The following is a 25,765-nucleotide window of genomic DNA, read 5'->3' on the forward strand; positions in this document are numbered from 1 at the left end:
CGGTCACCGGGCCGGCGGGGTGCGCTCCAGGAAGGGCTCCAGCAGGCCGGGGACGGCCTCGGACGCGAAGTCGAGGCCCTCGCTCGCATCCGCGTCGTACGCCGTGTACGCGCCCGCTCCGGCGGCCGTCGTCGCGGTGAGGCTCAGCACCCCTGACCGCCGCTGGAAGTACGTCTGCCTGACCGTCCAGCCGATGACACCGGCCCGTTCCAGCGCGGCGGTCGAGCGCCGGACCGTGCCGGACCGGACCACCAGGTAGTCGCCGCTGATGGCGTGTCCCAGGCCGCGGTACGCGTCCCGGGCGAGGAACACCCCGACGGGCAGCCCCACGACGGCGCAGGCGAACGCGATCCAGAGAAGGACGGGTGTCAGCAGCACACCCAGGAGGACCAGGACGAGTACGGGCGCGGCGGTGGCCCAGAACGCCCGGCGCAGCCGGCGGCCGCGGGCCGCGAGGGGGTGCCCGGTCAGCGGAGCGCCGGTCGGGGACGTGGTCTCGCGCAGGACGTCGGCGGCGACCGTGTCGGCGACGGGCCGGGGCGCGGCGGGCAGCAGGGTGTTGTGGTCGCCGTGCTGCTCCTCGTCGTCCTTGGCCAGTCCGGTGGTGATCGCGTCGACCCGGGCTGCGCCGAACAGCCGGATGCCGAGCGGTTCGACGAGGTCGACGCCGCGCAGCCGCCGCTCCTCGATGGAGATGGACCGGGAGGTCAGCAGGCCGCGCCGGATGCGCAGCGTGCCGCCGGGTTCGCGCTCCAGCCGGTAGCTCCACCACATCTCGACCCACAGGCCGAGCGCGCCGACGACACCGGCGGCCACCGCGGCGACGGCGAGGATCACGATCATGGCGAGCAGCGAGGTGTCCCGGAACCGGTCGCCGATCCAGTCGATCACCTGCCCCTGGGCCCCGAACCAGTCGCTGACCTGCATCACCGCACCGGCCGCCGCACCACCGAGCGCGGGGGCGACGAAGGAGACCGGTGCGTAGCGGATCCAGCGCGGGTCGAGGGCGGCGAGCTCGCCCTCGCGATGAGTGCCCGGGGCGCCGGTGGCTGCACGTTCCAACAGCTCGAGGCGGAGCCGTTCGCCCTCGGGCCTGGGGACCGGGTCGAGCTCCAGGGTGGATTCGTTGCCGGAGTGCTCGCCGGTGCCGATGCGGACGGTGACCAGGCCGAGGACCCGTTGCAGCAGATGGGCGGTGAGGTCGACGCTGCGGATGCGTTCCCGGGCCAGTGAGCGCTTCTTGACCAGCAGCAGCCCGGTGTGGAGCTCGACCCGTTCGGCGCCGATGCGGTAGCGGGTGCGGCGCCACCGTACGTAGTCGCCGGCCGCAGCGCAGCCGATCAGCACGATCGCACCGGCCAGCACCCAGGCGACCGCGTGCCCGAACCCGAACCGTCCGGAGAGGCCGAGCGTGGTGGGCACGGCCGCACCGGCCGCCACCCCGGCCGTGACGAGTGCGCTGACGAGGACCGTACGCCGGTCCAGCCGCCGCCAGCCGGCAGCGGTGGCCGCCTCGGGGCCGGTGACGCCGCCCTCGCCCTCGGCGTCCGGGGCAACGGCCGCCTCGGAGCTCATGTGGCGTCCCCGGGGGTTTCCTGGGTGATCCGGGTCAGCCGCTCGGCCAGCTCGGCCGCCAGTTCGTGGCCCAGTCCCTCGATCCGCACCGCGCCCTTCGACGATGCCGTGGTCACGGTGACCGTGGCTAGCCGGTAGAGCTGTTCGAGCGGGCCGCGCACGGTGTCCACGGTCTGGATCCGGGACATCGGGGCGATCCGCCACTCCTGCCTCAGGACGCCGGTTCTGACGTACACCGCTTCGTCGGTGACCTCCCAGCGATGGGTGCGGAACCACCAGAGGGGGAAGAGGACGGCGCAGCCGACGCCGAGGACCGCGAGGATCGCGGCGGGCAGCAGCAGCCAGAACCGGGCGGGCTCGATGAACGCGCCCAGCACGGCCAGCACGACGACCGGCACCGCGGTCAGCAGCAGCCACTGGGCCCGCCACCAACCGACGGCCCTCGGGTCCAGGGTGTTGTTCGGCGGCCTCAGCCGCACCGTCCGCTCCCCCGTGGTCATCGGCTCAGCGCCCCCTGCGGGCGCGGTACGCCTGGACGAGCGCGGCGGTCGAGCTGTCCAGCTGCTCGCCCCCCTCCGCCGCGGCAGCGGCCGATGTCGACGTCTCGGTCAGCACAGGCTCGATCTTCTTGGCGAGGACCTTGCCGAGTTCGACGCCCCACTGGTCGAAGGAGTCGATGTTCCAGATGGCTCCCTGGACGAAGACCTTGTGCTCGTACAGCGCGATCAGCTGGCCGAGGACGGACGGCGTCAGCCTGTCGGCCAGAATCGTCGTCGTCGGGTGGTTGCCCCGGAAGGTCTTGTGCGGCACCAGCTCCTCGGCGACGCCCTCGGCGCGGACCTCGTCCGGCGTCTTGCCGAAGGCCAGCGCCTGGGTCTGGGCGAAGAAGTTGGCCATCAGCAGGTCGTGCTGGGCGACCAGACCGGGCAGCAGGTCGGCGACCGGCTCGGCGAAGCCGATGAAGTCGGCCGGGATGACCTTGGTGCCCTGGTGGATCAGCTGGTAATAGGCGTGCTGCCCATTGGTGCCGGGGGTGCCCCACACGACCGGTCCGGTCTGCCAGTCGACCGGATTGCCGTCCCGGTCCACGGACTTGCCGTTGGACTCCATGTCCAGCTGCTGCAAGTACGCGGTGAACTTGGACAGATAGTGGCTGTAGGGCAGTACGGCATGCGACTGCGCGTCGAAGAACGCGCCGTACCAGACGCCCAACAGGCCCAGCAGCAGCGGGACGTTGTCCTCGGCGGGGGCGGTGCGGAAGTGCTCGTCGACGAGGTGGAAGCCGTCGAGCATCTCGCGGAACCGGTCCGGGCCGATGGCGATCATCAGCGAGAGTCCGATGGCGGAGTCGTACGAGTAGCGGCCGCCGACCCAGTCCCAGAACTCGAACATGTTGGCGGTGTCGATGCCGAAGTCCGCGACCTTCTCGGCGTTCGTGGACAGCGCCACGAAGTGCTTGGCGACGGCGTCCTGATCGGCCTTCAGACCGGTCAGCAGCCAGTTGCGGGCCGAGGTGGCGTTGGTGATGGTCTCGATCGTGGTGAAGGTCTTCGACGCGATGATGAAGAGCGTCTCGGCCGGATCGAGATCGCGCACGGCCTCGTGGAGGTCGGCGCCGTCGACGTTCGACACGAAGCGGACGGTGAGCGAGCGGTCCGTGAAGGAGCGCAGCACCTCGTACGCCATGGCGGGGCCGAGGTCGGAGCCGCCGATGCCGATGTTGACGATGTTCTTGATGCGCTTGCCGGTGTGACCGGTCCACTCCCCCGACCTGATGCGGTCGGAGAAGGCCGCCATCTTGTCGAGTACGGCGTGCACGGCGGGCACCACGTTCTCGCCGTCGACCTCGATCACCGCATCGCGCGGGGCACGCAGGGCGGTATGCAGGACGGCGCGGTCCTCGGTGGTGTTGATCTTCTCGCCGCGGAACATCGCGTCCCGCAGCTCAGCCACGCCGGTGGCCGTGGCGAGCTCGCGCAGCAGCCGGAGCGTCTCGTCGGTGACCAGGTGCTTGGAGTAGTCGACATACAGATCGCCGACCCGGAGGGTGTATCCGGTGCCGCGCTCCGGGTCGTCCGCGAAGAGCTGCCGCAGATGTGTCGCCCCGAGCTGCTCGCGGTGCTTGCCCAGAGCGGTCCACTCGGGCGACTGGTTGAGCCTGGTTCGGCTTGGTGTATTCATCCCGGATATCAGCCCACTTCTTCTCGTGCCTGCAGATGCCCCGCTGCCCTTCCAACTTAATTGATCAGAGGGGTTGACGAGGCAATGGCGAGCTGCGGCACGGCGAAAGCAGTCCGGCCGGACACCCCGTGAGGTGCCCGGCCGGTGAACAACACCTAGATCTCGCCCCGGAGTTTTGCCAGGGCCTCGGCGAGGATGGCCTCGCCGTCCGCATCGCTGCGCCGCTCACGTACGTACGCGAGGTGCGTCTTGTACGGTTCGGTGCGCGGCGGGTCCGGCGGGCTGTCCCGGTCCTGGCCGGCCGGGAAACCACAGCGCGGGCAGTCCCAAGTCTCCGGTACCTGCGCGTCACTGGCGAAGCTCGGCTGCGTCTCGTGCCCGTTCGAGCACCAGAAGGAGATGCGGAGGCGCGGCGCGGACTCGCCCCGCTCGGCCTCCCCCATCGGCCCCGCTCCGACCCGGCTTCCCCGGATCGCGTTGCCACTTGCCACGGTCGTAACTCCCTGCGTGATGGTGCTCGAAGATGCCCCAGTCTACGTAAGGCCCAACGCGCGTCCAGTGAAAGGAGTTACACCCTCACCGGGAATCGCGTACGACGGGTCAGTTGTCCAGCTTGATCAGCAGACCAAGCACAACAATGCACGCGAACCAGGCCAGACCGATGAACACGGTGATCCGGTCGAGGTTCCGCTCGGCGACCGAGGAGCCGCCCACGGACGACTGCATACCGCCACCGAACATGTCGGAGAGGCCGCCGCCCTTGCCCTTGTGCATCAGCACCAGCAGCATCAGCAGCAGGCTGAAGACGATCAGGGCGATCTCGAACGCCAAAATCACGGCTGGTCCCTACTTTCCGGAATTCTCTGGACTGCATGTGCGAACAGCGGGGGCCGGGAGGCTACACCCTCCTCGGCCCCCGCAAGGGTACGACGGATCCGCGCTACCGCATACTCACTGGTCGCGGAAGCGGACGATCTTGACGAACTCGTCGGCGTCCAGCGCGGCCCCGCCGACCAGCGCGCCGTCCACATCGGGCTTCGACATGATCTCGGCGACGTTCCCGGACTTCACCGAGCCGCCGTACTGGATACGGACCGTGTCGGCCAGTTCCTGCGAGTACAGCTCGGCGAGGCGGCTACGGATCGCCCCGCAGACCTCCTGGGCGTCGTCGGCGCCGCAGACCTTGCCGGTCCCGATCGCCCAGACCGGCTCGTACGCGATCACGATCGACTCGGCCAGCTCAGCGGGGATGTCCTTGAGACCACCGTCGACCTGCGCGAGCGTGTGCGCGACGTGGTTGCCCGCCTCACGGACCTCCAGCTCCTCGCCGACGCAGAGGATCGGGGTCAGGCCGTGCTTGAAAGCGGCCTTCACCTTGGTGTTGCAGATCTCGTCGGTCTCGCCGTGGTACTGGCGGCGCTCGCTGTGGCCGACGGTGACATAGGTGCACTTCAGCTTGGCGAGCATCGGGCCGGAGATCTCACCGGTGTACGCGCCGGAGTCGTGCGCCGAGATGTCCTGGGCGCCGTACTTGATCTTCAGCTTGTCGCCGTCCACCAGCGTCTGCACGGAGCGCAGGTCGGTGAAGGGCGGCAGGACGGCGACCTCGACGGCGTCGTAGTCCTTGTCGGCCAGGGCGAAGGCGAGCTTCTGGACGTGTGCGATGGCCTCGAGGTGGTTGAGGTTCATCTTCCAGTTGCCCGCCATCAGCGGGGTACGGGTGCTCATGAAAAGTCAGTCCTCCAGTGCGGCGAGGCCGGGAAGCGTCTTGCCCTCGAGGTATTCGAGGCTGGCACCGCCACCGGTCGAGATGTGTCCGAATGCGTTCTCGTCGAAGCCCAGGATGCGGACGGCCGCGGCGGAGTCGCCACCGCCGACGACACTGAAGCCCTCGGAGTCGACGAGGGCCCGGGCGACGGCCCGGGTGCCCTCGGCGTAATCGGGGTGCTCGAAGACGCCCATCGGGCCGTTCCAGAAGACGGTGACGGCGTCGGCGAGCTTCGAGGCGTACAGCTTGTTGGTCTCGGGGCCGTTGTCCAGGCCCATGAATCCGGCCGGGATGGCGTCCGCGGGCACGGTGCGGTGCTCGGTCGGAGCCTTGGCCTCGAGGTCCGGGAACTGCTCGGAGACCACGACGTCGACGGGGAGCACGAACTCCACGCCCTTGTCCTCGGCACGCTTGAGGTACTCCAGCACCGCCGGGATCTGGTCCTCCTGGAGGAGGGAGCTGCCGACCTCGTGGCCCTGGGCCTTGAGGAAGGTGTACGCCATGCCGCCGCCGATGAGGATGCGGTCGGCGCGCTCCAGCAGGTGGTCGATGACGCCGAGCTTGTCGGAGACCTTGGAGCCGCCGAGCACGACGGCGTACGGGCGCTCGACGTTCTCGGTGAGCTTCTTCAGGACGCCGACCTCGGTGGCGATCAGGTCGCCGGCGGCGTGCGGCAGCCGGGCCGGGAGGTCGAAGACCGAGGCGTGCTTGCGGTGGACGGCGCCGAAGCCGTCGCCCACGTACACATCGGCGAGCTCGGCGAGCTGGTCGGCGAACGCGCCGCGCTCGGCGTCGTCCTTCGACGTCTCACCGGGGTTGAAGCGGAGGTTCTCGATGACGGCGACCCGGCCGTCGGTGAGCGCGGCGACCGTGGCGCGGGCGGACTCGCCGACCGTGTCGGTCGCGAAGGCCACGTCGGCGCCGATCAGCTCACCGAGACGGGCCGCGGCGGGCGCCAGGGAGAAGGCGGGGTCCGGGGCGCCCTTGGGGCGGCCCAGGTGCGAGGCGACGATGACCCGCGCCCCGGCCGCGGCGAGCTTCTCCACGGTCGGCTGGACGGCTCGGATGCGGCCGTCGTCGGTGATGGTGGTGCCGCTCAGCGGCACGTTGAGGTCGGCGCGGACGAATACGCGCTTGCCGGTGACCCCTTCGGCGAGAAGTTCGTCGATGGTCTTCATCTTGCTGGACTCCTTGGAGGACGAGGAAGCATGCAACGGGGCTCGAACGGCGCTGCGTTGCGCTGTTCGAGCCCCGTGCTCACATCGAGGTGCCTGCCGATTCGACGGTCAGAGCTGGCTGCCGACGAACACGGTCAGGTCGACGAGGCGGTTGGAGTAGCCCCACTCGTTGTCGTACCAGCCGATGACCTTGACCTGCGAGCCCTCCGCCATGGTCAGCAGGGAGTCGAAGGTGCAGGAGGCCGGGTCCGAGACGATGTCCGAGGACACGATCGGGTCCTCGGTGTAGAACAGCTTGCCCTTGAGCGGGCCTTCCTCGGCGGCCTTCTGGAAGGCGGCGTTGACCTCGTCGCGGGTGACCTCGCGCTCCAGCGTGATGACCAGGTCGGTGACCGAACCGGTCGGGACCGGAACGCGCATGGCCATGCCGTCGAGCTTGCCCTTGAGCTGCGGGAGCACCAGAGCGGTGGCCTTGGCGGCACCGGTCGTGGTCGGGATGATGTTCTCCGCGGCGGCGCGGGCGCGACGCAGGTCGGAGTGCGGGAAGTCCAGGATGCGCTGGTCGTTCGTGTACGCGTGGACCGTCGTCATGAGGCCCTTGACGATGCCGAAGTTCTCGTCCAGCACCTTGGCCATCGGCGCGACACAGTTGGTGGTGCAGGAGGCGTTGGAGATGACGTGGTGGTTGGCCGCGTCGTACTTCTCCTCGTTGACACCCATCACGATGGTGATGTCCTCGTTCTTGGCCGGGGCCGAGATGAGGACCTTCTTGGCGCCACCCGCGATGTGCTTCTCGGCGTCGGCCTTCTTGGTGAAGATGCCGGTCGACTCGATGACGATGTCGACGCCCAGCTCACCCCAGGGGATGTCGGCCGGGTTGCGCTCGGAGAGCACCTTGATGGTGTGGCCATCGACGGTGATGCTGTCGGCGGTGTGGCTGACCTCGGCCTTGAGACGGCCCAGGATCGTGTCGTACTTCAGCAGGTGTGCCGTGGTCGCGGTGTCACCCAGGTCGTTGACAGCCACGATCTCGATGTCCGCACCCTGCTCCAGCAGCGCGCGGAAGTAGTTACGACCGATGCGGCCAAAGCCGTTGATGCCTACGCGGATCGTCACGAACCGATCTCCTCGTTAGGTACGCGGGGTTTCCACCCCGGCGAGTTGTATGAGATGTCCCCGACCGCCTCCGACCCTACCTCTCCGACGGCCCCGGGGTGACATCGAGCGGGGCCGCAAGAATCGCCGAAGCCCGTACTCCACGGTTGGAGTACGGGCCTTTGGACACTCGGCCGTACTTGCAGCGATGGTTACGGAGCGTCAACTCCTGGGAATGCCGCGCGTTCTGTTTTCGGCCGGCTTCATGGCCGTCGCGGGTCAGCCCACCAGGCCGTCGGCGAGCTCCTCGCTGAGGGTGGATTCCGTGCCCGGGATACCCAGATCCTGGGCCCGCTTGTCGGCCATCGCCAGCAGCCGTCGGATCCGGCCGGCGACCGCGTCCTTGGTCAGCGGCGGATCGGCGAGCGCGCCCAGCTCCTCCAGGGAGGCCTGCTTGTGCTCCATGCGCAGCCGTCCGGCCGCCGCGAGGTGCTCGGGCACCTCCTCGCCCAGGATCTCCAGCGCGCGCCCCACCCGGGCGCCCGCGGCGACCGCGGCCCGCGCGGAACGGCGCAGGTTGGCGTCGTCGAAGTTGGCGAGCCGGTTGGCGGTGGCGCGGACCTCGCGGCGCATCCGCCGCTCCTCCCAGGCCAGCACCGACTCATGGGCGCCGAGCCGGGTGAGCAGGGCGCCGATCGCGTCGCCGTCACGGACGACGACCCGGTCCACCCCGCGCACCTCGCGGGCCTTCGCCGCGATGGAGAGCCTGCGGGCCGCGCCGACCAGTGCGAGCGCTGCCTCCGGGCCCGGGCAGGTCACCTCCAGCGAGGAGGAGCGGCCCGGCTCGGTGAGCGAGCCGTGGGCCAGGAAGGCCCCGCGCCAGGCGGCCTCGGCATCGCAGGTGGCCCCCGAGACCACCTGCGGGGGCAGGCCGCGGATGGGACGGCCGCGGCCGTCCACCAGGCCGGTCTGGCGGGCCAGCTGATCGCCGCCCGCCACCACCCGTACGACATAGCGGGAGCCGCGCCGCAGCCCGCCGGGAGCCATCACGATCAGTTCCGAGCTGTGCCCGAAGATCTCGAGAATGTCCCGCTTCAGCCGGCGCGCCGCCATTGCGGTGTCCAGCTCCGCCTCGATCACAATCCGGCCGCTCACCAGGTGCAGCCCACCTGCGAACCGAAGAATCGCCGAGACTTCTGCCTTCCTGCAGCAGGTCCGGGTCACGGGAAGCCGAGAGATTTCGTCCTTCACCGCCGGCGTCATCGCCATGGGCCGATCCTTCCATGCATCCGAAAAATACGGTCGTACGCGGCGGCCAACAGCTCCGGATCATGGATCGGAACGCCGTCGGGTGAGGCCACCGGCGCCAGCTCGACCGCGGCGCCGAGCCGCTTGGCGGCGTCGGCGAGGGACTCGCGATCGGGCACGGCGGCTTCGTCGGCCAGCACCACGTCCATGGCGAGTTTAGGGGCGTGTCGTCCCAAAACCTCCAAATGACGCTGCGGAGAGAAGCCATCAGTTTCGCCGGGTTGCGGTGCGAGGTTGAGCGAGAGGACCTTGCGGGCCTTGGTCTCGATGAGCGCGTCGAGCAGTTCCGGGACGAGCAGATGCGGGATCACGGAGGAGAACCAGGACCCCGGGCCGAGCACCACCCAGTCCGCGTCGAGGACCGCCGCGACGGCCTGGGGAACGGCCGGCGGGTCGTTCGGAACGAGGTGGACGGACTGCACCTCGCCCGGGGTGAGCGCCACGGTGGCCTGGCCGCGCACCGTGTCCACGTCGTCCGGGCGGGCCGGGTCGTGTCCCCGAACGAGGGCCTGGAGCTCCAGCGGCACGGCGGACATGGGCAGCACCCGGCCGTGCGCCCCGAGGAGCTTGCCGACCAGGTCCAGGGCCTGGACATGGTCGCCGAGCTGCTCCCACAGGGCGACGATCAGCAGATTGCCGACCGCGTGCTCGTGCAGATCACCCTTGGACTGGAAGCGGTGCTGGATGACCTGGGCCCAGGTCTGGCCCCAGTCGTCGTCACCGCACAGGGCGGCGAGCGCCTTGCGCAGATCGCCGGGCGGCAGGACGCCGAGCTCCTCGCGGAGCCGGCCGCTGGAGCCGCCGTCGTCGGCGACGGTGACCACGGCCGTGAGATCGCCGGTGATCCGGCGGAGCGCCGCGAGCGACGCGGACAGGCCCATGCCGCCGCCGAGGGCGACGACCTTGGGCTGCGCGCCGCGCTTGCGGCCGGAGATCGCAGAGGTGGCTCTGCGCAGACGCCGCAGGCGCAGATTACGGCTGGTCATTCGCGCCCCATGTCCCGGTGGACGAGGACGGTCTCGATGCCTTCGGTCGCGAGCCTGGCCGCGAGCTTCTCGGACATGGCGACCGAACGGTGCTTGCCGCCCGTGCAGCCGACGGCGATCGTCACATAGCGCTTGCCCTCGCGGCGGTACCCGGCGGCGATGAGCTGGAGCAGCTCCGTGTACTGGTTGAGGAATTCCTTGGCGCCTGGTTGGTCGAAGACGTAGGCGGAGACCTCTTCGTTGAGCCCGGTGAACGGGCGCAGCTCGGGGACCCAGTGCGGGTTGGGCAGGAAGCGGCAGTCGACCACCAGGTCGGCGTCGACCGGCAGGCCGTACTTGAAGCCGAACGACATCACCGTGGCGCGCAGCTCCGGCTCCTCGTCGCCGGCGAACTGGGCGTCCATCTTGGCGCGCAGTTCGTGCACATTGAGGCTGGAGGTGTCGATCACCAGGTCGGCGTCGCCGCGCAGTTCGCGCAGCAGGTCGCGCTCGGCGGCGATGCCGTCGACGATCCGGCCGTCGCCCTGGAGGGGGTGCGGGCGGCGGACCGACTCGAAGCGCCGGACGAGCGCGTCGTCGGAGGACTCCAGGAAGACGATGCGCCGGGTGACGTGCTTCGCCTCCAGGTCCGCGAGGGATTCGCGGAGGTTGTCGAAGAAGCGGCGGCCCCGCACGTCGACGACGACGGCGATCCGGGCCACGTTGCCCTGAGAGCGGGCTCCGAGCTCGACCATGGTGGGGATCAGGGCGGGTGGCAGGTTGTCGACGACGAACCAGCCGAGGTCCTCCAGACACTTGGCCGCGGTGCTGCGCCCGGCGCCCGACATCCCCGAGATGATCACCAGCTCGGGGATGGCCGCATTCCCGTCACCCGTCTCGATCGTGGTGCCCGTACTCACGTGTCCTGCTCCGTCTGCTCGGTCGGTGCTGTTGTGCTCGACTTCGTGTTCGTGTTCGTGCTCAGTCATGTCGTGCTGCCCCCGTCGTCATCTTCAATGATCTCTCCTGTCGCCGTGTTCACGGCGGGCGTGGCCGGGACAGCCGAGGCCAGGGCGACGGCCACCGATTCCGCAGTCCTGCGGCCTATCCCCGGAACCTCGCAGATCTCGTCGATTGTCGCCTGCTTCAGCTTCTTCACGGAGCCGAAATGCTTGATCAGCGCCTGTTTCCGGGTCTCGCCGAGGCCGGCGACGGCATCCAGGGGGCTGGAACGGATGCGCTTGGCCCGCTTGGCGCGCTGATACGTGATCGCGAAGCGGTGGGCCTCGTCACGGACACGCTGGAGGAGGTAGAGGCCCTCGCTGGAGCGGGGCAGGACGACGGGGTCGTCGTCCTCGGGCAGCCAGACCTCTTCGAGGCGCTTGGCGAGGCCGCAGACGGCGATGTCGTCGATCCCGAGCTCGTCGAGGGCGCGCTTGGCGGCGGCGACCTGCGGCTGGCCGCCGTCGACCACGACGAGCTGCGGCGGATAGGCGAACCGCTTGGGACGGCCGTCGTCCTCACGGGGCTCGGCGTCCGGATCGGGGGTGGTGCCCGGGACGGAGGTGGTGGCTGCGCCGGGGATGGTGTCCACGCCGACGGTGTCCACGCCGACGGCCGGGGCGTCCGGGCCGGTCAGGGCCGCCGGGGCGGTTTGCGAGACCGGGACGGGGCCGGTCGGCGCGGGGGTCTCCTCCCACTCCCCCGTCCGCTCCTTCTCCTGGAGATACCGCTTGAAGCGGCGGCCGATCACCTCGTGCATCGACCGGACGTCGTCCTGGCCCTCGAAGCCCTTGATCTGGAAGCGGCGGTACTCGCTCTTGCGGGCAAGACCGTCCTCGAAGACGACCATGGAGGCGACCACGTCGTCACCCTGGAGATGCGAGATGTCGAAGCACTCGATGCGCAGCGGAGCCGTGTCGAGGCCGAGCGCCTCGGCGATCTCCTCCAGGGCGCGGGAGCGGGTCGTCAGGTCGGAGGCGCGCTTGGTCTTGTGCAGCCCCAGGGCCTGCTGGGCGTTGCGCTGGACCGTCGCCATCAGGTCCTTCTTGTCACCGCGCTGCGGGATCCGCAGGCTGACGTGGGAGCCCCTGCGGTCGGCGAGCCACTGGGAGACCGCGTCGGGGTCCTCGGGGAGGGCCGGGACGAGGACCTCCTTGGGAACGGAGTCGCCCGTCTCCTCGCCGTACAGCTGCTGCAGGGCGTGCTCGACCAGGCCCGAGGTGTCGACGTTCTCGACCTTGTCGGTGACCCAGCCGCGCTGGCCGCGCACCCGGCCGCCGCGCACATGGAAGATCTGGACGGCGGCTTCGAGCTCGTCCTCGGCGACCGCGATCAGGTCGGCGTCGGTGGCGTCGGCGAGGACGACGGCGCTCTTCTCCATGGCCCGTTTGAGGGCCTCCACATCGTCGCGGAGCCGGGCCGCCCGCTCGTACTCCATCTCTTCGGCCGCCGCCATCATGTCCTTCTCCATGCGGCGGATGTACGTGCCGGTGCGGCCGGCCATGAAGTCGCAGAAGTCGCCCGCCAGTTCGCGGTGTTCCCCGGGGGTGACCCGGCCGACGCAGGGGGCCGAGCACTTGCCGATGTAGCCGAGGAGGCACGGGCGGCCGGTCCTGGCGGCGTTCTTGAAGACTCCGGCGGAACACGTACGCACCGGAAAGACCCGGAGCATCAGGTCGACCGTCTCGCGGATCGCCCAGGCATGCCCGTACGGACCGAAGTAGCGCACGCCCTTCTTCTTGGCTCCGCGCATGACCTGGACGCGCGGGAATTCCTCGTTGAGCGTGACCGCGAGATACGGATAGCTCTTGTCGTCGCGGTACTTGACGTTGAACCGGGGGTCGAACTCCTTGATCCAGGAGTACTCCAGCTGGAGCGCCTCGACCTCCGTGGAGACGACGGTCCACTCCACCGAGGCGGCCGTGGTGACCATCGTGCGCGTACGCGGGTGGAGCGCGGCCAGGTCCTGGAAGTAATTGGCCAGGCGCTGGCGCAGGTTCTTGGCCTTTCCGACGTAGATCACCCGGCGGTGTTCGTCGCGGAATTTGTAGACCCCCGGGGAGTCGGGGATCTGTCCCGGCTTGGGGCGGTAGCTGGAGGGGTCTGCCATGCGTCCCACCCTACTTGCGGGCAGTGACAGTGCGGCCTGCTCTGCAGTGGTGCCGTGCTCCGGGGCGCGGGTTGAGGGAGCACGCCCGGAGCACGGGGTCAGCGGGTGCCGTTTCCGGTCACGGGGTTTCCCGGTGGCGGCGGTTGCGCAGTGCCGTGATGCCACCGAGGGCGAGCACGGCGAGGGCACCCGCTCCGGCGGCGGCCGACGTGGCGATCAGGGCCGTGTCGGAAGCCGTGCCCGCGGCAGCCACCCGGTGGGGTGCGTCGGCGCCTTCCCGGGGGCCGGAAGCAGTGGCGGACGGTGCGTAGCCCCCGCCTTGCCGGAGCGGTCGTAACCGGAGCCGGGGAGCTTGTTGCCGTAGGTCTCCCGTACCCGGGCGCGGTAGGCGACGAGTGTGGTGCCGCGGACGCCGACCGCACGGACCGCGTCCTGGTCCAGCGGGAGCACCTCGGCCCCCTTCGGGACGTACCAGGCGTCGATCTGCGGCTCGCGGAAGACCGTCCCGCCGGGGAGCTTGTGGGCGCCCCCGGCGGCGTACCGTGTCTCGTCGTCGCCGGTGGCGATGTTCACCACCTGCCAGCCGCCGTCCTTCCCTTCCTTCGGAAGGGTCCACAGGGACGCCTTCTGGCCGTCCGAGGAGACGGCCGTGGTGGCGAGGCAGTCCAGCCCGGCGACGGGCGCGCCGCACGGCGCCCGTGCGGATCTCACGCTCACCGGCCGGCACCGGACCGTTCACCTGGTGGAGCAGGGGGTACGGCCCGGCCTGGTCGGCATCGACTGGGACTGGGAGTGAGTCCGTCCCCGGCAGGGCGTCAGGCCTCGGGGCCCGCGACGAGCTTTCCGCCCTCGATCCTGACCGGGACCGAGGGCAGCGGCGCGGTCGCCGGGCCGTGCATGGCCTTGCCGGTCGTCGTATCGAAGCGGCTGCCGTGGCAGGGGCAGTTCCCCACGTTGTCCTCGACCTTGTCCAGCAGGCAGCCCGCGTGGGTGCACTGGGCGCTGAACGCCTTGTACTGGCCCTTGGCCGGGCACGTGACGATGACCCGCTGGTCGCGGTAGAGCTTGGATCCGCCGACCGGAATCTCTTCCGCCGCGCCGAGCTGGACGGGGGCGGTCGGCGTCGGCGTCTCGGCATGACCGAGCTTCGATTCGGTCGAGCAGGCGGCCACTCCCAGCCCGGCAGCGCCGGCGAGAGCGGCACCCTTCAGCACGGTACGGCGGGCGGCGGGCTGGCCGGGCATGCGGTCTCCACTGGTCAGAGGTAAGGGTGCAGAGGGGTTACCGGGGCAGCTGAGGCCCCGGAAGCACCAGGGGTACCCGGGGGCATCAGAGCCATCGGTGACAGAACCGACGATACCGGCGGAGATCGGGGGGTCGGTGGCCGGGCCACCCAAGTCCGGTTGTCCCTGGTCAGGGGGCCAGTGCCGGTTGGACAGGAGGCACGTGGGCGTAGGAGCAGGGGCGCACGGGCGGACCGGGCCGCTCCTGGGACGAGCGGTCGGACCGGGGTACCTGGGGACGTGCGGGCGCGGGGGTGGGGGTGGGGGGTGGGGGCGGCGCAGGCCTCACCGAGCTCGGGTGGGCGCGCTGCCGTACCGGGGGCCTGTGGCGAGAGGCGCGCCGTACCGACAGAAGCGGCGGCCTCCGGTTTCCGGGGGCCGCCGCTTCGGCGCTCAGGCCTTGCGCGCGCGGGTCGCCTTCTTCGCCGCGGGCTTCTTCGCCTCAGCCGTCTTGGTGCCCTTGGCCGTAGCGGACTTGGCGACCTGGCCCGCACTCGTCCTGGCCGTGGCCGTCTTCCTGACCGGGGCCGACTTCGCGGCGACCGCCTTCTTCGTGGCGGTCACCTTCCGCACGGGCTTACGTGCCGCGGGCACCGAGGCTTCGCTCACCCGGTCCGGGTCCAGGATGCCCTGGAGGAACTTGCCGGTGTGGCTGGCCGGAACCCCGGCGACCTGCTCCGGGGTTCCCTCGGCGACGACCAGACCGCCCCCGTTGCCCCCTTCGGGGCCCATGTCGATGACCCAGTCCGCGGTCTTGACCACATCGAGGTTGTGCTCGATGACGATCACCGAGTTGCCCTTGTCGACCAGCCCGGAGAGCACCTTGATGAGCTTGCTGATGTCCTCGAAGTGCAGACCCGTGGTCGGCTCGTCCAGGACGTAGACCGTGCGGCCGGTGGAGCGCTTCTGCAGCTCGCTCGCAAGCTTCACACGCTGCGCCTCGCCGCCGGAGAGCGTCGGCGCGGACTGGCCGAGCCTGACGTATCCGAGGCCGACCTCGTGGAGCGTGCGGAGGTGACGGGCGATCGTCGGAACGGCCTCGAAGAACTCCAGGCCCTCCTCGATCGGCATGTCCAGCACCTCGGCGATGGACTTGCCCTTGTAGTGAACCTCCAGGGTCTCCCGGTTGTAGCGCGCTCCGTGGCAGACCTCGCACGGGACGTACACATCCGGCAGGAAGTTCATCTCGATCTTGATGGTGCCGTCGCCGGAGCAGTTCTCGCAGCGGCCGCCCTTGACGTTGAAGGAGAAGCGGCCCGGCAGATAGCCGCGCACCTTCGCCTCCATCGTCTCCGCGAACAGCTTGCGGACATGGTCGAAGACGCCGGTGTACGTGGCCGGGTTGGACCGGGGCGTACGGCCGATGGGTGACTGGTCGACGTGCACCACCTTGTCGACCTGGTCGTCCCCGTCGACCCGGGTGTGGCGGCCGGGCACCGACTTGGCGCCGTTCAGCTCGCGTGCCAGGTGGGTGTAGAGGATGTCGTTGACCAGCGTCGACTTTCCGGAACCCGAGACACCCGTGACGGCCGTGAGCACGCCGAGCGGGAAGGAGACGTCGATGTCCTGGAGGTTGTTCTCCCGGGCACCGTGCACCGTGAGCCTGCGTGACGGGTCGACGGGGCGCCGGATGTCGGGCATCGCGATCGACTTCTTGCCGGTCAGATACTGCCCGGTGATCGACTCGCCGTTGCCCAGCAGCTCCTTGAGCGATCCGGAGTGGACCACCTTGCCGCCGTGCTCACCGGCGCCGGGGCCGATGTCGACGACCCAGTCGGCCACCTTGATGGTGTCCTCGTCGTGCTCGACGACGATGAGCGTGTTGCCCATGTCGCGAAGCCGGACCAGGGTCTCGATCAGCCGGTGGTTGTCCCGCTGGTGCAGACCGATGGACGGCTCGTCCAGCACGTACAGCACGCCGACCAGGCCGGAGCCGATCTGTGTGGCGAGCCGGATGCGCTGGGCCTCGCCGCCGGACAGAGTGCCTGCCGCGCGGTTCAGCGAGAGGTAGTCGAGGCCGACGTCGACCAGGAACCTCAGCCGCTCGTTGACCTCCTTCAGCACCCGTTCGGCGATCTTCTTGTCGCGGGCGTTCAGCTTCATCCGGCCGAGGAATTCGGCGCACTCGCTGATCGACATCGCGGAGACCTCGGCAATGGACTTCTCCATCACCGTGACCGCGAGGACGATCGGCTTGAGCCTGGTGCCCTCACAGGTCGGGCAGGGCACCTCTCGCATATAGCCCTCGAAGCGCTCCCGGCTGGAGTCGCTCTCGGCCTCCGAGTGCCGCCGCTTGACGAACTGCACCGCGCCCTCGAAGGCGGGGGTGGTGTAGGCGCGCTCGCGGCCGTAGCGGTTGCGGTAGCGGACCTCGGTCTGGATCTTGTGGCCGTGGAGCAGGGCCTTCTTGGCGCGCTGCGGCAGCCCGGCCCACGGGATGTCCGTACGGAATCCGAGGGCCGTGGCGAGCGCACCGATCAGCCGCCCGAAGTACTCCTTGGTGTGGCCGTGCGACCAGGGGTGGATCGCGCCCTCGTCGAGCGACTTCTCCTCGTCGGGGACGATCAGCTCGGGGTCGACCTCCATCCGCGTACCGATACCCGTGCAGTCGGGGCAGGCACCGAAGGGCGAGTTGAAGGAGAAGGAGCGCGGCTCCAGCTCCTCGAAAGAGAGGTCGTCGTACGGGCAGTAGAGGTGCTCGGAGTACATCCGCTCACGCTCGGGGTCGTCCTCGGGGAGGTCGACGAAGTCGAGCACGACCATGCCGCCGGAGAGTCCGAGCGCGGTCTCGACCGAGTCGGTCAGCCGGCGCTTGGCGCTGTCCTTCACCGTGAGGCGGTCGATGACCACCTCGATGGTGTGCTTCTCCTGCTTCTTCAGCTTGGGCGGCTCGGAGAGCTGGATGGTCTCGCCGTCGACCCGGGCCCTGCTGTAGCCCTTGGTCTGCAGATCGGCGAAGAGGTCGACGAACTCGCCCTTGCGCTCACGCACCAGCGGCGAGAGCACCTGGAAACGGCTGCCCTCGGGAAGACCGAGCACCTTGTCGACGATGGCCTGCGGCGACTGGCGCGAGATGGGACGGCCGCACTCGGGGCAGTGCGGCTTGCCGATCCGGGCGAAGAGCAGCCTGAGGTAGTCGTAGACCTCCGTGATGGTGCCGACCGTCGAGCGCGGATTGCGCGAGGTCGACTTCTGGTCGATGGAGACGGCGGGCGAGAGGCCCTCGATGAAGTCGACGTCCGGCTTGTCCATCTGGCCGAGGAACTGGCGGGCGTATGAGGAGAGGGACTCCACGTAGCGTCGCTGCCCCTCGGCGAAAATCGTGTCGAACGCGAGAGACGACTTGCCCGACCCGGAAAGCCCGGTGAAGACGATGAGGGAGTCGCGGGGGAGGTCGAGCGAGACGTTCTTGAGGTTGTGCTCGCGAGCGCCACGGACGATGAGACGGTCGGCCACGCCGGTCCGCACCTTTCTGGAGAGAAGTGGGGGAACTGAGCCCCTGTCCCAGGGTATGGGGGGCGCCACAGCGATGTACGAAGCTTTCGACTCCGAGCGTATAGCACGCGCATTCGATTTACGGACGGCCGCAGACTCCTTCACCCGAATGAGTGGCGGGGCTAGGCTCAGCCTCATGATTGATCATGCTCACGACCTGGACGCCGTACGTGAAGCGACTGATCGGCTGCTCAGCGCCACCAGGAAATTGGACGACTCCGCACTCGCCGAGCCGTCGCGATTGCCGGGCTGGAGCCGCGGCCATGTCGTTGCGCACCTCTCTCGTAACGCCGACGCGCTCGTAAATGTTCTCCAGGGCCGGCCGATGTACGCAGACAGCGAAACCCGCGACCGCGACATCGAGCGCGACGCAACCCGGCCGAAGGCCGAGCAGCTGGCCGACCTGGCCGAGAGCGCGGCCCGTTTCGTGGCCGCCGCCTCGGCTCCGGCTGACTGGTCCCGCACGGTCACGATGCGCAACGGCGTGACCGACTCGGCCTCCCGGATCCCCTTCCGCCGCCGCGTCGAGGTCGAGCTGCACCATGTCGACCTGGGCATCGGCTACGAGCTGGAGGATCTCCCGGACGAGTTCGTCACACGGGAGATCGACTTCCTCGCCGAGCGGTTCGGCGGGCACCCCGATGTCGTGTCCACGGGCGCGGCCGACGACAAGGGCCGGACCTGGACGACGGGCGGCGGCGCGGAAGGCGGTCCTGTCACGGTCCGCGGTACGGCCCCCGAGCTGCTCGGCTGGCTCTGCGGACGCCGTGACGGCTCGGCACTGACCGTCGAAGGCGGCCCCCTTCCCGCGCTGCCCCCGCTATAGGCTGAGACGTATGACGTACAGCGGAACGGTCAAGGTCGGCGGGCGTGCGGATGTACACGAGTTGACGGATCTGATGATCTCCAAGGTCGCCGTCGGCCCGATGAACAACAACGCCTATCTGCTGCGCTGCCGGGCCACCGGCGAGCAGCTCCTGATCGACGCGGCCAACGAGGCCGGGACCCTGCTGCAGCTGATCGGTGACGACGGCATCACCTCCGTCGTCACCACCCATCGGCACGGCGACCACTGGCAGGCGCTCGGCGAGGTGGTGGCGGCCACCGGCGCGCGTACGTACGCCGGGCGGTACGACGCCGAGGGAATCCCGGTCCCGACCGATGTCCTGGTCGACGACAACGGCACGATCCAGGTGGGCCGGGTCGCCCTGACCGCCCGCCACCTCGTCGGTCACACCCCGGGCTCCATCGCACTGATCTACGACGACCCGCACGGCGCCCCGCATCTGTTCACCGGGGACTGCCTCTTCCCGGGCGGGGTCGGCAATACGCACAAGGATCCCGAGGCCTTCGCGAGCCTGCTCCACGATGTGGAGACCAAGCTCTTCGACCAGTTGCCCGACGAGACCTGGGTCTATCCGGGCCACGGTCACGACACCACCCTCGGCGACGAGCGTCCGCAGCTGCCGCAGTGGCGCGCCCGCGGCTGGTGACGGCAGCCGCAGGGGCGCTCTCCACCCGTACAGACACCGGCCGGGGCGGGCAACGGACAGTTGCTCGCCCCGGCCGGTGCCGGCTCCTGCCCGGCCGGACGGCCGCCGGGCCGTCCGCCGCGGTCAGGCGTCGATGCTGGAGCCCTTGTCCGTGGCCCTGTCCGCTTCCGCGGCCGCCTCGGCCTGCTCCTGCTTCTTGTTGGCGATGAGACTGGTGATCGTGGTGATCACCAGCACGCCGCAGATGACGCCGAGTGAGACCGGGATGGAGATCTCGGGGACGTGCACTCCGGACTCGTGCAGTGCGTGCAGCACCAGCTTCACGCCGATGAAGCCGAGGATGACCGAGAGGCCGTAGCTGAGGTGGACCAGCTTCTTCAGCAGCCCGCCGATCAGGAAGTACAGCTGCCGCAGCCCCATCAGGGCGAAGGCGTTGGCGGTGAAGACGATGTACGGGTCCTGGGTCAGGCCGAAGATCGCGGGGATGGAATCCAGGGCGAACAGCACATCGGTGGTGCCGATGGCGAGCATGACGACCATCAGCGGCGTCAGGACGCGCTTGCCGTTGTTACGGATGAAGAGCTTGGTGCCGTGGTACCGGTCGGCGACCCCGAAGCGGCGCTCGATCGTCTTGAGGAGTCGGTTCTCCTCGAACTCCTCCTCTTCCTCGTCGGCCCGCGCCTCCTGGATGAGCTTCCAGGCGGTGTAGATCAGGAACGCGCCGAAGATGTAGAAGACCCAGGAGAAGTTGGCGATGACGGCGGCACCGGCAGCGATGAAGATCGCTCGCAGCACCAGTGCGATCAGCACACCGACGAGCAGCACCCGTTGCTGGAGATGGGAGGGAACCGAGAACTTCGCCATGATCAGGACGAAGACGAAGAGGTTGTCGACACTGAGCGACTTCTCGGTGATGAAGCCGGCGAAGAACTCGCCCGACGCCTGGCTCTCACCGAAGACCAGCAGGCCGAGTCCGAAGAGCGCGGCCAGCGCGATCCAGATGATCGTCCAGATTCCGGCTTCCTTGGTCGTCACGTCATGGGGTTTGCGCCCGATGAAGAAGTCGACGGCAATAAGGGCTGACAGACCAAGAATGGTCAGCACCCAGAGGGTCCATGAAACGTCCACTGCGCCTCCGGCAGTTCGCTACGGCTACTGATCAGCGTCGTCGCTGCCGGAGGTCTCTTCCACCCTGGCGCACGGGCTGCGCACCACGGGCCGGCGCCCCGGGACCGGTCACAGTCCGTACTGACGGGCACGCCGCGTATGGGAGTACTCCCCTCCGCCCAAAGAACAATACAGGGAACACCAAGGAAAGGTAAAGGGAAGGGTAAAAATCTTTCAAAAGAGCAGGTCAGGGGTGCTAATACGTAGTCGCTTCCGCTCCAGGTCTCAGGGGCGCCGGGGGTGGCGGGCCGCGGCCACCCTGGCGAGCACCTGCTCAAGGACCCGGCTGCCGGGCGGCATCCTCAGCGGCTCGTACGTCCAGGCGTGGCCCACCCAGGGATCGGCCAGGTGGTCGTCGGCGACCGGGGTGATCCGGAGCAGCGAGCGCCACAGCGGGTCGAGCACCGGCCCGTACGCGCCGGCGTCCTCGCGGTCCGCGACCATCAGCAGATGGACGCCGACCGAGGGCCCCTCGTCTGCGAGGTAGCGCAGCTGGGTGACGGCCCGATCGTCGAAGCCGTGCGGGAAGTCGTTGACGATCAGCAACTGTTCGCCTGTGTCGAGGTCCGGCGGAAGCGAATCGGCGGCGCCGGCCCGGATCGCCATCTGCACCAGGTCGACGCGCCGGGTGAGCTGCGCGAGGACCGAGGCCACTCCCCCGGCTCCGGCGGCGGGCGGCCCGGCGAGGGCCCCGGAATCGACCAGGGGGGCGAGCGCTTCGGCCGCCGAGCCCGCGGGGTCGATGACATGGACGGAGAACTCGTCGGCCGGATAGACGGCCAGCAGCCGGGCCGCGTGCGCGACCGCGTTCTCCATGGCCAGGCGGCGCAGTTGGGCGGTGTCCATCAGGGCTGCGGCCTCGGAGGCCGTACGGCCGCTGTCGACCCATATCCCGCGCTCCAGAGGGAGCCGGACCAGTAGCGGGATTCGCAGGTCGGGGCTCTCGGGCAGATGGAGGTCGCCGATGCGCAGCGCCATCGGGATCTCCATCGGGACGCGGTAGGCGTGCCAGACGGGGTTGTCCCATCCCGCGTACGCGGCGGGGAGCGCGGGTTCCACGACGGCGGACTCGGCGGCGAGCTGGGCGAGGTCGCGATCGAGGACCTCGCGGGCCCGGGCGGTCAGCTCGTCGCGCTTGGCACGGGCCTGTTCGCGGGCCCGGTCGCCGGCGCCGCCGATCCGGTTGCGCGGGTCGGACAGGGTCCGGTCGAGCTCCTGGTCCATGCGGGACTCCGCGAACTCGACGGCGCTGCGGTACGCGGCGGTGGTGCGGGTCAGGTCCTCGAACATGCCCCATATCTGGTTGTAGAGGCGCTCCTCCATGGACCAGCCGGTCGCGTCCCCGGCGACGGGCCGGGCGGCGTGGCCCGGCTCGGCGGGCGGGGCGGTGGGAGGGGGCGGCGGGGGTGCGGATGCCTGGCGGCGCGGGTGCGCGTAGTTGATGGGGCCGCCGGTCGTGGCCGCGGACGGCGGGGTGGTGGGCTCGGCGAGCGGCTCGGGGGGCTGGGTGGCCGTCGGCGGTGCGACGGGAGGCCGTCGGCCGTCCGAGGGCGGTACGGGGCCCGTGCCGTGACCGACCCGGTCACCGTCCGGGGTGCGCGGCGGGGGCGGTGCGACCGAGCGGGCCATCGCGCGCGCGACGGCGTCCTGGATCGAGTGGGCCAGCTCGGCCGCCTGCGTCAGGCCCTGGTCGGCGAGCATGGCGGCGAGGCCGCCCGCGTAGCCCTGACCGACGGCGCGGACCTTCCAGGCACCCTGGCGGCGGTAGAGCTCCAGGGCGGTGACGGCGGACTCGGTGTCCAGGCCGGTGAGGGTGAAGGTGGCGATCTCGCTGCCTTCGAGCCCGGTGACGGCGACGAACGGTGAGGCGACCGCGCCGAACCGGACCGGTCCGCCGACGCCCGTGGGCAGGGCCAGCAGCACGGTGAGCCGGTGCACCGAAAGCGGCAGGGCGTCGAGGTCCACGGCGAGCCGGTGTTCGGCGGCGGCCTGTCCGGACACCTCGAGCCCGGGCAGCTGTGGCGATCCCGGGTGGGCGACCCACTCGGTGCCGTGCACGGTGCCGTCCTCGTCGCCGAGCGTGGCACCGGCCACGACGGGCGTGCCGGCCGATACCCGGATCTCCAGACGGGTCTGGGGCAAGGTGTGGTTCTGCCCCCGGACCAGCTCGGCCGTCATTGCCCTGTCCCCTCGATGAGTTGCCGCTGCGTGGTGCGGTGTCGTGCGGTGCGGCGCGATGTGGTGCAGCTCCCGGCGGCCGATGCCTCCGGGAGCTGCGCGTACCGATGTCGACCGGCTGGTCCGGCCGTGCCTACAGGTGCGGCAGGATCGCCGGCATCAGGTCCTGGAAGGTGCGGCCGTTGGCCGGGTTGCCGAGGGCGGTCATCTGCCACCCGTTCCCCGAACGGTGCACCTTCGCCATGATCTGGGCCGTGTACTGCCCGCCTCCGTCCAGCGTGTAGCGGGCGAGTTCCTGGCCGTTGGTCTCGTCGACGATGCGGCAGAAGGCGTGTCGCACCTCCTGGAACGTCTGGCCGGTGAAGGAGTTCACCGTGAAGACGATCTGGTCGATGTGGACCGGCACCCGCTGCAGATCGACGAGGACCGCCTCGTCGTCGCCGCCCGAACCGGCGCCGCCGACCAGGTTGTCCCCGGTGTGCTTGACCGAGCCGTCGTCACTGACGAGGTGACGGAAGAAGACCACATCGACCGGCTGCTTGTCGGCGAACAGCACCGCCGAAGCGTCGAGGTCGATCTCCCTCGTACGTGAACCGAACAGACCGCGGCGCGGCGCCGCCTGCCAGCCGAGCCCCATCCGTACCGCGGTCAGGGTCCCCCCGTCGCTCTTCTGCAGGCTGATGGCCTGCCCCTTGGTCATATTGACCGTCACGCGCTGTCCCCTCTCCGCTTGCCCCGCAACCGTCCGTGCGCGGTTTTCCAGCACCCTACGCAGTCACACCGAGCGCGTGGCCGCGTGGGGCGTTTTTGTGTCGGTCCTGCAACACACACCAGGTGCGACGGGGTCAGGCGAGGCCCGCCTCCCGCATCTGACGCAACTCCTTCTTCAACTCACCGACCTCGTCGCGCAGTCGGGCCGCCACCTCGAACTGCAGGTCGGCGGCGGCTGCCCGCATCCGGTCGGTCATCTCCTCGATGATTCCGGCCAGTTCGGTGGCGGGCCGGTCGGTGACCACCGCGCCGGTGCCCCCGGCCCTCTTGGAGCCTGCCGTCTTGACGCCCAGCGCGGGAACGGGAGCCTTGGCACCCTTCGTCTGGCGGTAGCCGGTGCCGAGCAGCTGCTCGGTGTCGACCTCCTCGCGGGCGATCGTCGCAACGATGTCGTTGATCTTCTTGCGCAGCGGCTGCGGGTCGAGGCCGCGCTCGGTGTTGTAGGCGATCTGCTTCTCGCGACGGCGATTGGTCTCGTCGATGGCCTGCGCCATCGCCGGGGTGATCTTGTCCGCGTACATATGGACCTGCCCCGACACGTTACGGGCGGCGCGCCCGATGGTCTGGATCAGGGACGTCCCCGAGCGCAGGAAGCCCTGCTTGTCCGCGTCGAGGATGGCGACCAGTGACACCTCGGGCAGGTCGAGGCCTTCGCGCAGGAGGTTGATGCCGACCAGGACGTCGTACTCACCGGAGCGCAGCTCGCGCAGCAGCTCGATGCGGCGCAGGGTGTCGACGTCGCTGTGCAGATAGCGGACCTGGATGCCGAGCTCCAGGAAGTAGTCGGTGAGGTCCTCGGCCATCTTCTTGGTGAGGGTGGTGACCAGGACCCGCTCGTCCTTCTCGGCGCGCGTGCGGATCTCGTGCACCAGGTCGTCGATCTGGCCCTCGGTGGGCTTGACGACGACCTCCGGGTCGACGAGGCCGGTGGGGCGGATGATCTGCTCCACGAAGCCGTCGCCCCTGGAGAGCTCGTACTTCCCGGGTGTGGCGGAGAGATAGACGGTCTGGTTGATCCGGCTCAGGAACTCCTCCCACTTCAGCGGGCGGTTGTCGAGCGCGGAGGGGAGCCGGAATCCGTGGTCGACGAGGGTCCGCTTGCGGGAGGCGTCGCCCTCGTACATGGCACCGATCTGCGGCACGGTGACATGCGACTCGTCGAGGACGAGAAGGAAGTCCTCGGGGAAGTAGTCGAGGAGGGTGTTGGGGGCGGTGCCGGGTGAGCGGCCGTCGAAGTGCATCGAGTAGTTCTCGACGCCGGAGCAGGTGCCGATCTGCCGGAGCATCTCGATGTCGTACGTGGTGCGCATCCGCAGCCGCTGGGCCTCCAGCATCTTGCCCTGCTTCTCCAGCTCGGCGAGGCGCTGTTCCAGCTCCTGCTCGATGCCGTTGACCGCCTTCTCCATGCGCTCGGGGCCTGCGACGTAGTGGCTGGCCGGAAAGACGTGGAGGGACTGGTCCTCGCTGATGACCTCGCCGGTGAGCGGGTGGAGGGTGGAGAGCGCCTCGATCTCGTCGCCGAACATCTCGATTCGGACGGCGAGCTCCTCGTAGACCGGGAAGATCTCGATGGTGTCGCCGCGGACGCGGAAGGTGCCGCGGGTGAACGCCAGGTCGTTGCGGCTGTACTGGATCTCGACGAAGCGGCGCAGCAGCTGGTCGCGGTCGATCTCGTCGCCGACCTTGAGCTGGACCATCCGGTCCACGTACTCCTGGGGCGTACCGAGGCCGTAGATGCAGGAGACGGAGGCGACCACGACGACATCGCGCCGGGTGAGCAGCGAATTCGTCGCGGAGTGGCGCAGTCGCTCGACCTCCTCGTTGATCGAGGAGTCCTTCTCGATGTAGGTGTCCGACTGCGGGACGTACGCCTCGGGCTGGTAGTAGTCGTAGTACGAGACGAAGTACTCGACGGCGTTGTTGGGCAGCAGCTCGCGGAACTCGTTCGCCAGCTGGGCCGCGAGCGTTTTGTTCGGCGCCATCACGAGGGTGGGGCGCTGCAGTTTCTCGATCATCCAGGCGGTGGTCGCCGACTTGCCGGTGCCGGTCGCGCCGAGCAGGACGACATCCTTCTCATCCGCACGGATGCGCCGCTCCAGCTCGGCGATGGCCGCGGGCTGGTCGCCGCTGGGCTGGTAGGGACTGACGACCTCGAAAGGCGCCACCGAACGTTCGATCTTCGAAACGGGCCGCATG

General features: G+C 69.5%; 20 protein-coding genes and 1 pseudogene. 2 read left to right on the plus strand and 19 right to left on the minus strand.

Annotated features, from left to right (window positions below; genetic code table 11):
* Positions 1-3 precede the first annotated feature (3 nt).
* The 15 genes and pseudogenes from ACZ7IB_RS18675 to uvrA form a co-directional block, all read right to left on the minus strand.
* Positions 4-1,575 (minus strand): PH domain-containing protein, encoded by a 1,572-nt coding sequence (locus ACZ7IB_RS18675; RefSeq protein ID WP_470913603.1) that lies wholly within the window; start codon positions 1,573-1,575, stop codon positions 4-6.
* Positions 1,572-2,075 carry a PH domain-containing protein gene (locus ACZ7IB_RS18680; protein ID WP_470913605.1) on the minus strand — a complete coding sequence of 168 codons (504 nt, stop codon included), beginning with the start codon at positions 2,073-2,075 and terminating at the stop codon, positions 1,572-1,574. Before ACZ7IB_RS18680 ends, ACZ7IB_RS18675 begins: the two co-directional genes overlap by 4 nt.
* A 4-nt stretch (positions 2,076-2,079) precedes the next feature.
* Positions 2,080-3,756 carry a glucose-6-phosphate isomerase gene (pgi, locus tag ACZ7IB_RS18685; RefSeq protein WP_470913607.1) on the minus strand — a complete coding sequence of 559 codons (1,677 nt, stop codon included), beginning with the start codon at positions 3,754-3,756 and terminating at the stop codon, positions 2,080-2,082.
* Positions 3,757-3,911: 155 nt separating this feature from the next.
* Positions 3,912-4,247, minus strand: coding sequence for an RNA polymerase-binding protein RbpA (locus ACZ7IB_RS18690; protein ID WP_072483070.1), 336 nt, complete (start codon positions 4,245-4,247; stop codon positions 3,912-3,914).
* 109 nt (positions 4,248-4,356) lie between these two features.
* The gene (gene secG / locus ACZ7IB_RS18695) at positions 4,357-4,593 is read right to left on the minus strand and encodes a preprotein translocase subunit SecG (protein WP_114243929.1); all 237 of its coding nucleotides are present in this window, start codon (positions 4,591-4,593) and stop codon (positions 4,357-4,359) included.
* A 114-nt stretch (positions 4,594-4,707) separates the two neighbouring features.
* The gene (gene tpiA, locus ACZ7IB_RS18700) at positions 4,708-5,484 is read right to left on the minus strand and encodes a triose-phosphate isomerase (protein WP_470913611.1); all 777 of its coding nucleotides are present in this window, start codon (positions 5,482-5,484) and stop codon (positions 4,708-4,710) included.
* 6 nt (positions 5,485-5,490) lie between these two features.
* Entirely contained in the window at positions 5,491-6,702 is a 1,212-nt protein-coding gene (locus ACZ7IB_RS18705) for a phosphoglycerate kinase (RefSeq protein ID WP_470913614.1), read from the minus strand.
* 108 nt (positions 6,703-6,810) lie between these two features.
* Positions 6,811-7,818 (minus strand): type I glyceraldehyde-3-phosphate dehydrogenase, encoded by a 1,008-nt coding sequence (gap, locus tag ACZ7IB_RS18710; RefSeq protein WP_114243932.1) that lies wholly within the window; start codon positions 7,816-7,818, stop codon positions 6,811-6,813.
* A 258-nt stretch (positions 7,819-8,076) separates the two neighbouring features.
* Positions 8,077-9,066 (minus strand): DNA-binding protein WhiA, encoded by a 990-nt coding sequence (whiA, locus tag ACZ7IB_RS18715; RefSeq protein WP_030919772.1) that lies wholly within the window; start codon positions 9,064-9,066, stop codon positions 8,077-8,079.
* Positions 9,057-10,091 (minus strand): gluconeogenesis factor YvcK family protein, encoded by a 1,035-nt coding sequence (locus tag ACZ7IB_RS18720; RefSeq protein ID WP_470913617.1) that lies wholly within the window; start codon positions 10,089-10,091, stop codon positions 9,057-9,059. The genes whiA and ACZ7IB_RS18720 overlap by 10 nt, the downstream gene beginning before the upstream one ends.
* Positions 10,088-11,059 carry an RNase adapter RapZ gene (gene rapZ, locus ACZ7IB_RS18725; RefSeq protein ID WP_093899529.1) on the minus strand — a complete coding sequence of 324 codons (972 nt, stop codon included), beginning with the start codon at positions 11,057-11,059 and terminating at the stop codon, positions 10,088-10,090. The genes ACZ7IB_RS18720 and rapZ overlap by 4 nt, the downstream gene beginning before the upstream one ends.
* Positions 11,056-13,182: an excinuclease ABC subunit UvrC gene (gene uvrC / locus ACZ7IB_RS18730; protein WP_470913620.1), complete on the minus strand. Its 2,127-nt coding sequence runs from the start codon at positions 13,180-13,182 to the stop codon at positions 11,056-11,058. Before uvrC ends, rapZ begins: the two co-directional genes overlap by 4 nt.
* 118 nt (positions 13,183-13,300) lie before the next feature.
* Positions 13,301-13,914, minus strand: a pseudogene (locus ACZ7IB_RS18735) (hypothetical protein); the annotation flags it as partial.
* An 83-nt stretch (positions 13,915-13,997) separates the two neighbouring features.
* Complete coding sequence (locus ACZ7IB_RS18740) at positions 13,998-14,426, minus strand: Rieske (2Fe-2S) protein (RefSeq protein ID WP_327275843.1); 429 nt, start codon at positions 14,424-14,426, stop codon at positions 13,998-14,000.
* A 432-nt stretch (positions 14,427-14,858) separates the two neighbouring features.
* Complete coding sequence (gene uvrA / locus ACZ7IB_RS18745; protein WP_470913622.1) at positions 14,859-17,921, minus strand: excinuclease ABC subunit UvrA; 3,063 nt, start codon at positions 17,919-17,921, stop codon at positions 14,859-14,861.
* A 175-nt stretch (positions 17,922-18,096) separates the two neighbouring features.
* Here uvrA and ACZ7IB_RS18750 point away from each other — a divergent pair, with 175 nt between their 5' ends.
* Entirely contained in the window at positions 18,097-18,786 is a 690-nt protein-coding gene (locus tag ACZ7IB_RS18750; RefSeq protein WP_470913623.1) for a maleylpyruvate isomerase family mycothiol-dependent enzyme, read from the plus strand.
* A gap of 10 nt (positions 18,787-18,796) precedes the next feature.
* On the plus strand, positions 18,797-19,453 hold the full coding sequence (locus ACZ7IB_RS18755; RefSeq protein WP_382898691.1) for an MBL fold metallo-hydrolase: 657 nt from the start codon (positions 18,797-18,799) through the stop codon (positions 19,451-19,453).
* A 123-nt stretch (positions 19,454-19,576) separates the two neighbouring features.
* On the opposite strand, the gene ACZ7IB_RS18760 is transcribed toward ACZ7IB_RS18755, so the two are convergent.
* The 4 genes from ACZ7IB_RS18760 to uvrB form a co-directional block, all read right to left on the minus strand.
* On the minus strand, positions 19,577-20,581 hold the full coding sequence (locus ACZ7IB_RS18760; RefSeq protein ID WP_470913626.1) for a TerC family protein: 1,005 nt from the start codon (positions 20,579-20,581) through the stop codon (positions 19,577-19,579).
* A gap of 264 nt (positions 20,582-20,845) precedes the next feature.
* Positions 20,846-22,798, minus strand: coding sequence for a TerD family protein (locus tag ACZ7IB_RS18765; protein WP_470913628.1), 1,953 nt, complete (start codon positions 22,796-22,798; stop codon positions 20,846-20,848).
* Between the two features lie 133 nt (positions 22,799-22,931).
* Positions 22,932-23,510: a TerD family protein gene (locus ACZ7IB_RS18770; RefSeq protein ID WP_470913631.1), complete on the minus strand. Its 579-nt coding sequence runs from the start codon at positions 23,508-23,510 to the stop codon at positions 22,932-22,934.
* 133 nt (positions 23,511-23,643) lie between these two features.
* Positions 23,644-25,764 carry an excinuclease ABC subunit UvrB gene (uvrB, locus tag ACZ7IB_RS18775; RefSeq protein ID WP_470913634.1) on the minus strand — a complete coding sequence of 707 codons (2,121 nt, stop codon included), beginning with the start codon at positions 25,762-25,764 and terminating at the stop codon, positions 23,644-23,646.
* Between the last annotated feature and the right edge of the window lies 1 nt (position 25,765).

This window comes from Streptomyces sp. NPDC037301, assembly GCF_055602785.1.